Source organism: Bacillus haynesii (assembly GCF_014042035.1).
Lineage (GTDB): Bacteria > Bacillota > Bacilli > Bacillales > Bacillaceae > Bacillus > Bacillus haynesii.
Genome location: NZ_CP059494.1, coordinates 2,922,867 through 2,935,000, shown reverse-complemented (window position 1 = coordinate 2,935,000; position 12,134 = coordinate 2,922,867). Strand labels below are relative to the sequence as shown.

Genomic DNA, 12,134 nt, shown 5'->3' with positions numbered 1-12,134 from the left:
GCTTGTGAAAATGGATCAGGTGCAGCCTTTGGAAAAAAGGGTTCTTGTAGAAAAACATTTGATCAGTCCGCATTTGACGGAAGCTTCCTTTGGCGCATGCCTTCTTTCTGAAAATGAAGAAGTGAGTATTATGCTGAATGAGGAAGATCATATTCGCATTCAATGTCTGTTCCCGGGATTTCAGCTGTCAGAAGCATTGAAAGCAGCAAATCAGGTGGACGATTGGATTGAAGACCGGATCGACTATGCTTTTTCAGAACAAAGAGGCTACTTGACCAGCTGCCCTACAAATGTCGGAACCGGGCTTAGAGCTTCTGTCATGATGCATCTTCCTGCTTTAGTGTTAACTAGGCAAATAAACAGAATTATTCCGGCAATTAACCAATTGGGGCTTGTTGTTAGAGGAATTTACGGTGAAGGCAGCGAAGCATTAGGGAATATCTTTCAAATTTCCAACCAAATTACCCTTGGTAAATCGGAACACGACATTGTCGAAGATCTGAACAGCGTCGTAGCTCAGCTGATTGAACAAGAACGTTCAGCAAGAAAGGCGCTTTATCAGACTTCACAAATCGAGCTTGAAGACCGCGTCTACAGATCTTACGGCGTACTGTCCAATTGCCGGATGATCGAGTCGAAAGAAACAGCAAGATGTCTTTCAGACGTTCGTCTTGGAATTGACCTGGGGATAATAAAAGGTCTTTCCAGCAATATACTTAATGAGCTGATGATCCTGACACAGCCTGGATTTCTCCAGCAATATTCAGGAGGAGCCCTAAGGCCAAACGAGAGGGACATCAGGCGGGCTGCTCTTATCAGGGAGCGCCTGAAACTAGAAAACAACGGCAATAGACAGGAGGATGAAACAATATGATGTTTGGAAGATTCACAGAAAGAGCACAAAAAGTATTGGCGCTTGCTCAAGAAGAAGCTCTGCGTCTGGGCCATAATAACATTGGAACAGAACATATTCTCCTCGGCCTTGTCCGCGAGGGAGAAGGAATTGCTGCAAAAGCGCTGCAGGCATTAGGACTCAGCCCTGACAAGATTCAAAAAGAAGTAGAAAGCCTCATCGGCCGCGGGCAAGAGATGTCACAATCAATCCATTACACGCCGAGAGCCAAAAAAGTGACCGAACTGGCGATGGATGAAGCAAGAAAACTTGGCCACTCCTACGTTGGAACAGAACACATCCTCCTCGGCTTAATCCGTGAAGGGGAAGGTGTTGCGGCAAGGGTGCTGAATAATTTAGGCGTCAGCTTAAACAAAGCGAGACAGCAAGTATTGCAGCTGTTGGGGAGCAATGAGAGCGGTGGCGCTGCTTCAGGCGCCAACAGCAATGCCAATACACCAACCTTAGACAGTCTTGCCCGGGATCTCACGGCGATTGCAAAAGAAGACAGCCTTGATCCCGTGATCGGCAGAAGCAAAGAAATTCAGCGCGTAATTGAAGTGCTGAGCCGCAGAACGAAAAACAACCCTGTATTAATTGGAGAGCCCGGTGTCGGTAAAACGGCGATTGCCGAAGGTCTGGCCCAGCAGATCATCAATAATGAAGTACCGGAGATTTTACGCGACAAGCGCGTGATGACGCTTGATATGGGAACGGTTGTTGCCGGTACGAAATACCGCGGTGAATTTGAAGACCGCCTGAAAAAAGTGATGGACGAAATTCGTCAAGCGGGAAATATCATCCTCTTCATTGATGAGCTGCATACTCTCATCGGAGCCGGAGGAGCGGAAGGGGCCATCGATGCCTCCAATATCCTTAAACCGTCGCTGGCGCGCGGAGAGCTGCAATGCATCGGAGCAACAACCCTTGATGAATACCGCAAATACATTGAAAAAGATGCTGCACTCGAACGGCGTTTTCAGCCGATTCAGGTTGACCAGCCGTCTCCTGAAGAAAGCATTCAAATATTGAGAGGGCTCAGAGACCGCTATGAAGCCCACCACCGCGTATCGATTACAGATGAAGCGATCGAAGCGGCAGTGAAGCTGTCAGACCGCTACATTTCGGATCGTTTTCTACCTGACAAGGCGATCGACTTAATCGATGAAGCCGGTTCAAAAGTTCGCCTGCGTTCATTCACAACGCCTCCTAACTTAAAAGAGCTTGAACAAAAGCTTGATGAAGTAAGGAAAGAAAAAGATGCCGCTGTCCAAAGCCAGGAATTCGAAAAAGCAGCATCTTTACGAGATACGGAGCAGCGCCTGCGTGAACAGGTCGAAGAAACCAAGAAAACATGGAAAGAAAAGCAGGGTCAAGAAAATTCCGAAGTGACCGTCGACGATATTGCAATGGTTGTATCAAGCTGGACCGGAGTGCCGGTTTCTAAAATTGCGCAGACTGAAACAGACAAATTGCTGAACATGGAGAGCATTCTTCATTCCCGTGTTATCGGCCAGGATGAAGCCGTCGTTGCGGTGGCAAAAGCAGTCAGACGCGCGCGTGCCGGCTTAAAAGATCCAAAACGTCCTATCGGTTCGTTTATTTTCCTCGGCCCTACCGGCGTAGGAAAAACAGAGCTTGCCCGTGCACTTGCCGAGTCCATTTTCGGCGATGAAGAAGCAATGATTCGCATCGATATGTCCGAGTACATGGAAAAACATTCAACATCAAGACTCGTCGGTTCCCCTCCGGGATATGTCGGTTATGATGAAGGCGGACAGCTCACTGAAAAAGTGAGAAGAAAACCGTATTCCGTCGTCTTGCTTGACGAAATCGAGAAAGCTCACCCTGATGTCTTCAATATTTTGCTGCAAGTGCTTGAAGACGGCCGCCTGACTGATTCAAAAGGGCGCACGGTCGACTTTAGAAATACGATTTTGATCATGACATCAAACGTCGGTGCGAGCGAACTGAGAAGAAATAAATACGTCGGGTTTAATGTGCAGGATGAAACCCAGAATTATAAAGATATGAAAGACAAAGTCATGGGTGAATTAAAACGCGCCTTCAGACCTGAATTTATCAACCGGATTGATGAAATTATCGTCTTCCACTCTTTGGAGAAAAAACATTTGAAAGATATTGTATCCCTCATGTCAGAACAATTGACCAAGCGTCTGAAAGAACAGGATCTTTCAATTGAGTTGACTGAAGCGGCTAAAGAAAAAATTGCCGATGAAGGCGTGGATCTCGAATACGGGGCGCGTCCTCTCAGAAGAGCAATCCAAAAACACGTGGAAGACCGGCTGTCTGAAGAGCTCCTGAAAGGCCATATTGAAAAAGGCCAGCATATTGTTTTGGATGTAGAAGACGGAGAATTTGTCGTAAAAACCGAAGCTAAAACGAACTAATATAGAGACAAAAGAAAGAGGCATACGATGTTCATCAGTATGCCTCACTTTCTTATAAAGGGAGCGTTTTGAAAAATCAATGGCTAAAACAAAGACTAAATTCATTTGTCACTCATGCGGCTACGAATCTGCCAAGTGGATGGGGAAGTGCCCCGGATGCGGCACATGGAATACCATGGTGGAAGAAACGATAAAAAAACCCGCCGCCAACAGAAGAACCGCTTTTTCACATTCCGTTCAAACCGTGCAAAAGCCTTCACCTCTCACTTCAATCGAAACAACAGAAGAGCCGCGAATTAAAACGAAACTGGGCGAATTCAACCGCGTCTTGGGAAACGGTATTGTCAAAGGTTCACTCGTTTTAATCGGAGGCGATCCCGGCATCGGAAAATCAACTTTGCTGCTTCAAGTATCTGCTCAGCTCGCTGATTCAAAAGAAAATGTCCTGTACATCTCAGGTGAAGAATCGGTCAAGCAGACAAAGCTGAGAGCAGACCGTCTAGGCATCAACAGTCCCACTCTCCACGTTTTATCTGAAACCGATATGGAGTATATTACGTCTTCTATAGAAGAGATGAATCCATCATTCGTGGTGGTTGATTCGATTCAAACTGTTTACCAAAGTGATATCACATCCGCTCCGGGCAGCGTGTCCCAGGTCAGGGAATGCACCGCTGAGCTGATGAGAATTGCAAAAACGAAAGGGATTCCGATATTTATCGTCGGGCATGTCACAAAAGAAGGTTCGATTGCCGGACCGAGACTTCTGGAACATATGGTCGACACCGTTCTTTACTTTGAAGGTGAGCGCCATCATACATTTCGGATTTTAAGAGCAGTCAAAAACAGGTTTGGATCAACGAATGAAATGGGAATCTTTGAAATGAGGGAAGAGGGCCTGACAGAGGTGTTGAATCCGTCGGAAATCTTTCTCGAAGAGCGCTCGGCGGGAGCAGCCGGATCGAGTGTCGTGGCCTCAATGGAAGGCACGAGGCCGGTCTTAGTAGAGATTCAGGCGCTGATTTCCCCCACGAGTTTTGGAAATCCGCGCAGGATGGCAACCGGAATTGACCATAACCGCGTCTCATTGCTGATGGCGGTTTTAGAAAAAAGGGTTGGGTTGCTCCTGCAAAATCAAGACGCCTATTTGAAAGTCGCCGGCGGCGTCAAGCTGGACGAGCCGGCGATTGATCTCGCCGTTGCGGTGAGCATCGCCTCAAGCTTCAGAGACACCCCGCCTCAACCGACGGATTGTTTTATCGGAGAAGTCGGCTTGACAGGGGAGGTCCGCAGAGTATCAAGGATAGAACAGAGAGTGCAGGAAGCGGCGAAGCTTGGTTTTAAAAGAATGATTATTCCTTCTGCAAATGTGGAAGGATGGACAAAGCCGAAAGGAATTGAAGTCGTCGGCGTTGAAAATGTAGCTGAGGCCCTTCGAGCTTCATTAGGAGGATCGTAATATATGGAAAAAGACAAAAAAGGAGCGAAACAGGATCTTTCAGAAATATTGCAGTTTGTCGCCCCTGGCACGCCTCTTCGCGAAGGAATCGAAAACGTCCTTCGGGCTAAAACAGGAGGATTAATCGTGGTCGGCTTCAACGATAAAGTGAAAGAAGTGGTTGACGGAGGATTCCACATCAATTCTTCTTTCTCTCCGGCTCACCTGTACGAGCTGGCTAAAATGGACGGGGCGATTATTCTCAGCGATTCAGGGCAAAAAATTCTTTATGCCAATACGCAGCTCATGCCTGAGGCGACCATTCCCTCCTCTGAGACGGGTATGAGGCACAGAACAGCCGAGCGTGTGGCAAAGCAGACCGGCTGTCTGATCATTGCGATTTCTGAAAGGCGGAATGTGATTACGCTCTATCAGGAAAATATGAAATATATACTCAAAGATATCGGCTTTATCTTAACAAAAGCCAATCAGGCGATTCAGACGCTCGAAAAATACAAACTTATTTTGGACCATGCGATTTCTAATTTGAATGCGCTGGAGTTTGAAGAGCTTGTTACATTTGGGGATGTCATCTCCGTTCTGCATCGATATGAAATGGTGCTCAGAATCAAAAATGAAATTAATATGTATATTACAGAGCTTGGAACAGAAGGCCATCTCATCAGGCTCCAGGTTAGCGAACTGATCACCGATATGGAGCAGGAAGCGGCGCTCTTCGTTAAAGATTATGTGAGAGAAAAAATCAAAGACCCGTTTGTTCTGCTGAAACAGCTTCAGGATATGTCGAGTTTCGAATTGCTGGATGACGCGATTCTCCTTAAGCTTTTAGGTTATTCAGCAACTACGAACATGGAAGAATACGTTTTTCCGAGAGGTTACAGGCTTCTTCACAAAATCCCCCGTCTCCCGATGCCGATTGTCGAAAATGTTGTCGAAGCATTCGGCCATTTAAAGCTCATTATCGAAGCGGATGTAAAAGATTTGGATGAAGTGGAAGGAATTGGGGCTGTTCGTGCCCAAAAGATAAAGAAAGGGTTAAAGAGACTTCAGGAGAAACATTATACTGACAGGCAGCTGTGAGAAAATTTTCTAGAAGTGATTAAAATTTGCAATTTATGGGTATATTATTCTTACTTTTTGTTTTCCCTTTTTCAGGTTGAAACAGCTGCATTCATAAAAATTAAAACGATTATTTAAAGGAGGTGAAGGTATGTTAAAACGAATAGTTCAAGCGTTCTTTGCGATTTTGGGAGGCGTTATCGGTATATTTCTCATACCGGAATTGTTTGTACTGTTAAATGCACAGGACATACCTTTAGTAACAAACCCGTATGCGTCCGCTTGTTTAGGAGCTATCATCTTTTTTCTTCTGGGCATCTGGTGTGCGGATCATGTCATCAACTGGGTGAAACAGATTGAGGATTCCTTGATCAAAGCACCTGTCTCAGATTTATTGTTCGGCTCTTTGGGATTAATCTTCGGACTTATGCTCGCTTATCTTATCGTCAACGTCATTCCGTTAAAAGACATCCCTTATCAGTTGATCAGCACGGTTATTCCGATTGTGTTGGCCGCATTTCTCGGTTATCTCGGATTCCGTGTAGGTTTCAAGAAAAAGGATGAAATGCTGACACTTTTCACATCAAGAAAGAAAAAAGGTTCTGCTGAGGAAGAGCGTCCGGAAGAAGACAAAAAGCTGAAAATTTTAGACACAAGTGTTATTATAGATGGGAGAATTGCTGATATTTGTCAGACCGGATTTCTTGAAGGCGTCATTGTGATTCCTCAGTTTGTGCTTGAGGAGCTGCAGCATATCGCTGACTCTTCAGACGTCCTTAAACGAAACAGAGGGCGGAGAGGACTGGATATTTTAAACCGGATCCAGAAAGAGCTCGATATCAAAGTTGAAATTTATGAAGGCGATTTTGAAGAAATTCAAGAGGTCGACAGCAAGCTTGTCAAACTGGCGAAATTGACCTCAGGCGTTGTCGTCACAAACGATTTCAATTTGAACAAAGTATGCGAGCTCCAAAAGGTTGCCGTATTGAATATCAACGACCTTGCCAACGCCGTCAAACCTGTCGTGCTTCCGGGAGAAGAAATGAAGGTGCAGGTCATCAAAGACGGAAAAGAACATAATCAAGGCGTGGCTTATCTGGACGACGGCACGATGATTGTCGTGGAAGAAGGGCGAAATTATATCGGCAAACATATCGACGTGCTCGTGACCAGCGTGCTGCAGACAGCGGCAGGCAGAATGATATTCGCCAAGCCGAAACTGCTGGAAAAGGCGCTTTAAAAAAGGGAGAAATAAAATGAATTATGAAGTCGTCATTCCTGCCGCCGGACAAGGTAAACGAATGAATGCCGGGAAAAACAAACTGTTTATCGAGGCGAAAGGAATACCTGTGATTATTCATACATTAAAGGTGTTTGAAAACCATGATGCCTGCAAAAGGATCATTCTTGTCATCAATGAACAGGAATTCGGTGAATTCAGCACCCTTTTAAAAACCTATCATTTTACGACTCCGATCGAGATGGTGCCGGGCGGAAGAGAACGCCAGCAAAGCGTATTTGCGGGTATTAAAGCGGCCGGCAAAGAGGAAACGGTCCTCGTTCACGATGGAGCAAGACCCTTTATTAAACGGGAATATATCGAACAGCTTGTCGAGAAAGCGAAGAAAACAGGGGCAGCCATCGTTGCCGTTCCTGTTAAAGATACGATCAAACGCGTTCAAGACGGTGAGGTAGCCGGAACGATTGAACGTTCAAGCTTGTGGGCCGCTCAAACCCCACAAGCTTTTCGTCTTTCTATTCTGATGAATGCTCACCTTGAGGCTGAAGCAAAAGGTTTCCTCGGTACGGACGACGCCAGTCTGGTCGAGGAAGCCGGAGGGACGGTTGCAATCATTCAAGGGGATTATCAAAACATCAAACTGACGACCCCGGATGACTTGCTTGTCGCAGAAGCGATATTAGAAGCGGAAAAGAGGAATGAACATGTTTAGAATAGGCCAAGGATTTGACGTCCATCAACTAGTGGAAGGCAGGCCGCTCATTATCGGGGGAATTACGATTCCTTACGAAAAAGGCCTTCTCGGACATTCAGATGCCGATGTGCTTTTGCACACGATTGCGGATGCATGTCTCGGTGCCGTCGGCGAGGGCGATATCGGAAAACACTTTCCGGATACCGACCCTGAATTCAAAGATGCCGACTCCTTTAAACTCCTTCGTCACGTCTGGATGATTGTGAAGGAAAAAGGCTATACGCTCGGGAACCTGGATTGTACAATCATCGCCCAAAAACCTAAAATGGCGCCATATATCGAAGACATGAGAGCCAGAATTGCCGAAGGGCTTGAGGCGGAAATTTCCCAAATTAACGTTAAAGCGACTACAACCGAAAAGCTCGGATTTACGGGAAGAGCCGAAGGAATCGCCGCCCAGGCTTCCGTTCTGCTCCAAAAGGCATAATTCATTTTGAAGACAGGTTCATTTGATGATAGAATAGGAAATAAATTTGAACTCTGCTAGAGACGAAAGGAAGTTAGACAGATGGGAAACGAAGTTCGGGTTCGTTATGCGCCAAGCCCAACAGGCCATTTACATATCGGAAATGCCAGAACCGCTCTTTTTAATTATTTGTTTGCCCGGAGCCAAGGCGGAAAATTCATCATCCGCATTGAAGATACGGACCGAAAGCGCAACATTGAAGGCGGAGAGCAAAGCCAGCTTAACTATTTAAAATGGCTGGGCATCGACTGGGATGAAAGCGTGGATGTCGGCGGAGAATACGGACCATACCGCCAATCCGAAAGAAACGACATTTACAAAACATATTACGAGGAGCTTCTTGAAAAAGGGCTTGCCTACAAATGTTACTGCACGGAAGAAGAGCTTGAGAAAGAGCGTGAGGAACAGGCTGCCCGCGGAGAAATGCCGCGCTACTCCGGCAAGTGCCGCAATTTAACAAAAGAAGAGCAGGAAAAGCTCGAAGCTGAAGGAAGACAGCCGAGCATCCGCTTTAAAGTGCCTCAAGGAGAAGTCATCAGCTTCAATGACATTGTCAAAGGAGAAATTTCTTTTGAAACAGACGGCATCGGCGACTTCGTTATCGTAAAGAAAGACGGAACCCCTACTTACAACTTTGCGGTGGCGGTCGATGATTATTTAATGAAAATGACGCATGTCCTGCGCGGCGAAGACCACATTTCCAATACGCCGAAGCAGATCATGATTTACAACGCCCTTGGCTGGGATATCCCGGCATTTGGACATATGACATTAATCGTCAATGAAAACCGCAAAAAACTGAGCAAACGTGATGAGTCCATCATTCAGTTTATCGAACAGTACGAAGAGCTCGGCTATTTGCCAGAAGCATTGTTTAACTTCATCACTCTTCTCGGCTGGTCTCCGGTCGGAGAAGAAGAGCTGTTTACAAAAGAACAGTTTATTGAGATATTTGATGTAAACCGTTTGTCAAAATCACCAGCGGTGTTTGATACGCATAAACTGAAATGGGTCAACAACCAGTATGTGAAAAAACTTGATCTTGATCAGGTGATCGAATTGACCGTGCCGCATTTGCAAAAAGCGGGCAAGGTTTCGGAAGAGCTTTCAGGCAGTGAACAGGAATGGGTTCGCAAGTTGATTTCCCTATATCAGGAACAGTTGAGCTATGGTGCTGAAATCGTCGAGTTAACAGAGTTGTTCTTTAAAGATGATATCCAGTATAATCGTGAAGCAAGAACAGTTTTAGAAGAAGAGCAGGTTCCGGAAGTGCTTCGCGTATTTGCTGAAAAGCTTGAGCAGCTTGACTCGTTTACGGCAGATGAGATCAAGGCATCCATCAAAGCCGTTCAAAAAGAAACAGGACATAAAGGGAAAAAGCTGTTTATGCCGATCCGCGTAGCGACGACAGGCCAGACCCACGGTCCTGAACTGCCTCAGTCCATTGAATTATTGGGGAAAGACACCGTTTTAAAACGGCTGAATAACATTATTCAATAAGATAAATCGTTGACAGGGATAAGTATAAAGCCAGGGCCTTTAAAGAGAGAGTCTTCATCGGCTGGAAAAGACTTAAGCGCCGGGTTTTAGAAATGCACCTCTTGAGACCTTTGAAGAACGTTTTTATAACAAGTATTCAAAGGCGGTATCCGCCGTTATGGATGAGAGTTGAGAAAACAGCTGTGCTGTTTTCTAAACAGAGTGGAACCGCGCGTCAAAAAGCGTCTCTGTCATTAGACAGAGGCGTTTTTTTATATGGTTTGACAATAGAGACAAAGGAAGCGGGGAACGGGGGGAATCATGTGTTCTTTAAAATGCTGAAAGAAGATGTAGACGTCGTATTTGACCAAGATCCAGCTGCGAGAAGCTACATTGAAGTCATCTTAACTTATTCAGGTTTACATGCTATATGGGCGCATCGAATTGCACATGCTTTATATAAAAGAAAAAGGTTTTTCATCGCCAGAACGATCTCTCAAATCGCCCGCTTCTTTACGGGAATCGAAATTCACCCGGGTGCCAAGATCGGCAGGAGATTTTTCATTGATCACGGCATGGGGGTTGTGATCGGCGAAACCTGTGAGATCGGAAACAATGTTACGGTTTTTCAGGGCGTGACGCTTGGGGGAACAGGAAAAGAAAAAGGCAAAAGGCATCCGACAATCGAGGACCATGCCCTGATCTCAACAGGGGCAAAAGTGCTTGGATCCATTACAATCGGAAGAGGGGCGAAAATCGGCGCCGGCTCCGTCGTCCTGCACGATGTGCCTGAATGCTCCACCGTTGTCGGCATCCCGGGCCGCGTCGTCGTACAAAACGGAAAGAAAATCAGACGTGACTTGAACCACCAGGATTTGCCGGATCCGGTTGCTGACCGCTTCAGAGAATTAGAAAACGAAATCAGGCAGCTGAAACAAGAGCTCCGGAGAAAAGAAAGGGAAGATGAGCTGTGACACTAACACTGTATAATACTCTCACACGAAAAAAAGAGCCGTTTGTGCCTCTTGAAGAAGGCAAGGTCAAAATGTATGTGTGCGGTCCGACCGTATATAACTATATCCACATCGGAAACGCAAGGCCGGCAATCGTGTTTGACACGGTTAGAAAGTATTTAGAGTATAAAGGCTATGACGTCCAATATGTCTCCAATTTTACAGATGTTGATGATAAATTAATTAAAGCGGCAAATGAGCTTGGAGAGGAAGTGCCGGTCATCGCCGACCGCTTTATTAAGGCATACTTCGAAGATGTCGGTTCACTGGGCTGCACAAAAGCTGACTGCCATCCGCGAGTCACTGAAAACATGGATGAGATCATCGATTTTATTCAGACACTGGTCGATAAGGGCTATGCCTATGAGGCGGACGGAGATGTTTATTATAAAACAAGATCGTTTGAAGGCTATGGAAAGCTGTCGCACCAATCGGTCGATGAACTGAGATCAGGCGCCCGGATTCAAGTGGGCGAAAAGAAAGAAGATGCGCTCGATTTCACATTATGGAAAGCGGCTAAAGATAACGAAATCTCATGGGATAGCCCTTGGGGAAAAGGCCGTCCCGGCTGGCATATCGAGTGCTCTGCGATGGCGAAAAAATATTTGGGCGATTCGATCGACATTCACGCCGGCGGTCAGGATTTGGCCTTCCCGCATCATGAAAACGAAATTGCCCAATCGGAAGCATTGACAGGGAAGCCTTTCGCGAAATATTGGCTTCATAACGGCTACATTAATATCGATAATGAGAAAATGTCAAAATCGCTCGGCAACTTTGTGCTCGTGCATGACATTATTAAAGAGCATGATCCCCAAGTGCTGCGGTTTTTCATGCTGTCTGTTCATTACAGACATCCGATCAACTATTCGGTCGAACTTCTAGAGAACACAAAAAACGCTTTTGGGCGTCTAAAAACAGCTTATAGCAATTTGCAGCATCGCCTGAAAAGCAGTACAAATTTAACAGAGGGCGATTCAGAATGGCTTGAAAAAATCGAAGAGCAGCGAAAAGCCTTCGAAACGGCAATGGATGATGATTTCAATACAGCGAATGCAATTTCCGTCCTGTTTGATCTGGCCAAACACGCCAACTACTATCTGCAGGAAAAGAATACTGCAGAACACGTCATTCAGGCGTTTCTACAGCTGTTTGATGAAATCTGCTCAGTGCTCGGTTTCTCCCTGAAGGAACAGGAACTTTTGGATAAGGACATCGAAGAACTGATCGAGAAGCGGAATGAAGCCCGCAGAAACCGTGACTTTGCAACATCTGACCAGATTCGCGACCAGCTGAAAAGCATGAATATTATCCTGGAGGACACTCCACAGGGTACGCGCTGGAAAAGAGGAGAATCATAA

At 45.9% G+C, this 12,134-nt stretch carries 10 protein-coding genes and 1 other annotated feature (1 of these 11 only partly in view); all 10 genes read left to right on the top strand.

Features of this window, described 5'->3' with window-relative positions; all coding sequences use genetic code 11:
• A protein-coding gene (gene mcsB, locus H2R00_RS14500; RefSeq protein WP_003178273.1) for a protein-arginine kinase McsB crosses the window boundary here: on the top strand, positions 1-874 show its 3' portion. Its footprint begins 218 nt before the window's first position; 874 of the gene's 1,092 nt are visible here — the last part of the coding sequence; its start codon lies off the left edge, out of view; it ends in the stop codon at positions 872-874.
• A complete protein-coding gene (clpC, locus tag H2R00_RS14495; protein ID WP_075752568.1) occupies positions 871-3,303 on the top strand; it encodes an ATP-dependent protease ATP-binding subunit ClpC in 2,433 nt (810 codons plus the stop codon). The genes mcsB and clpC overlap by 4 nt, the downstream gene beginning before the upstream one ends.
• 79 nt (positions 3,304-3,382) lie before the next feature.
• Positions 3,383-4,762 carry a DNA repair protein RadA gene (gene radA / locus H2R00_RS14490; RefSeq protein WP_154999861.1) on the top strand — a complete coding sequence of 460 codons (1,380 nt, stop codon included), beginning with the start codon at positions 3,383-3,385 and terminating at the stop codon, positions 4,760-4,762.
• A gap of 3 nt (positions 4,763-4,765) precedes the next feature.
• Positions 4,766-5,842 (top strand): DNA integrity scanning diadenylate cyclase DisA, encoded by a 1,077-nt coding sequence (disA, locus tag H2R00_RS14485; protein WP_182069556.1) that lies wholly within the window; start codon positions 4,766-4,768, stop codon positions 5,840-5,842.
• Between the two features lie 130 nt (positions 5,843-5,972).
• Entirely contained in the window at positions 5,973-7,061 is a 1,089-nt protein-coding gene (locus tag H2R00_RS14480; RefSeq protein ID WP_154999859.1) for a PIN/TRAM domain-containing protein, read from the top strand.
• A 16-nt stretch (positions 7,062-7,077) separates the two neighbouring features.
• Positions 7,078-7,773 (top strand): 2-C-methyl-D-erythritol 4-phosphate cytidylyltransferase, encoded by a 696-nt coding sequence (gene ispD, locus H2R00_RS14475; protein WP_182069554.1) that lies wholly within the window; start codon positions 7,078-7,080, stop codon positions 7,771-7,773.
• Positions 7,766-8,242: a 2-C-methyl-D-erythritol 2,4-cyclodiphosphate synthase gene (ispF, locus tag H2R00_RS14470; RefSeq protein ID WP_152849939.1), complete on the top strand. Its 477-nt coding sequence runs from the start codon at positions 7,766-7,768 to the stop codon at positions 8,240-8,242. Before ispD ends, ispF begins: the two co-directional genes overlap by 8 nt.
• Before the next feature lie 81 nt (positions 8,243-8,323).
• Positions 8,324-9,781, top strand: coding sequence for a glutamate--tRNA ligase (gltX, locus tag H2R00_RS14465; RefSeq protein ID WP_154999856.1), 1,458 nt, complete (start codon positions 8,324-8,326; stop codon positions 9,779-9,781).
• Positions 9,782-10,013 (top strand) — a binding site (T-box leader).
• A gap of 70 nt (positions 10,014-10,083) precedes the next feature.
• Positions 10,084-10,734, top strand: coding sequence for a serine O-acetyltransferase (gene cysE, locus H2R00_RS14460; RefSeq protein WP_020449844.1), 651 nt, complete (start codon positions 10,084-10,086; stop codon positions 10,732-10,734).
• A complete protein-coding gene (cysS, locus tag H2R00_RS14455; protein WP_182069552.1) occupies positions 10,731-12,134 on the top strand; it encodes a cysteine--tRNA ligase in 1,404 nt (467 codons plus the stop codon). Before cysE ends, cysS begins: the two co-directional genes overlap by 4 nt.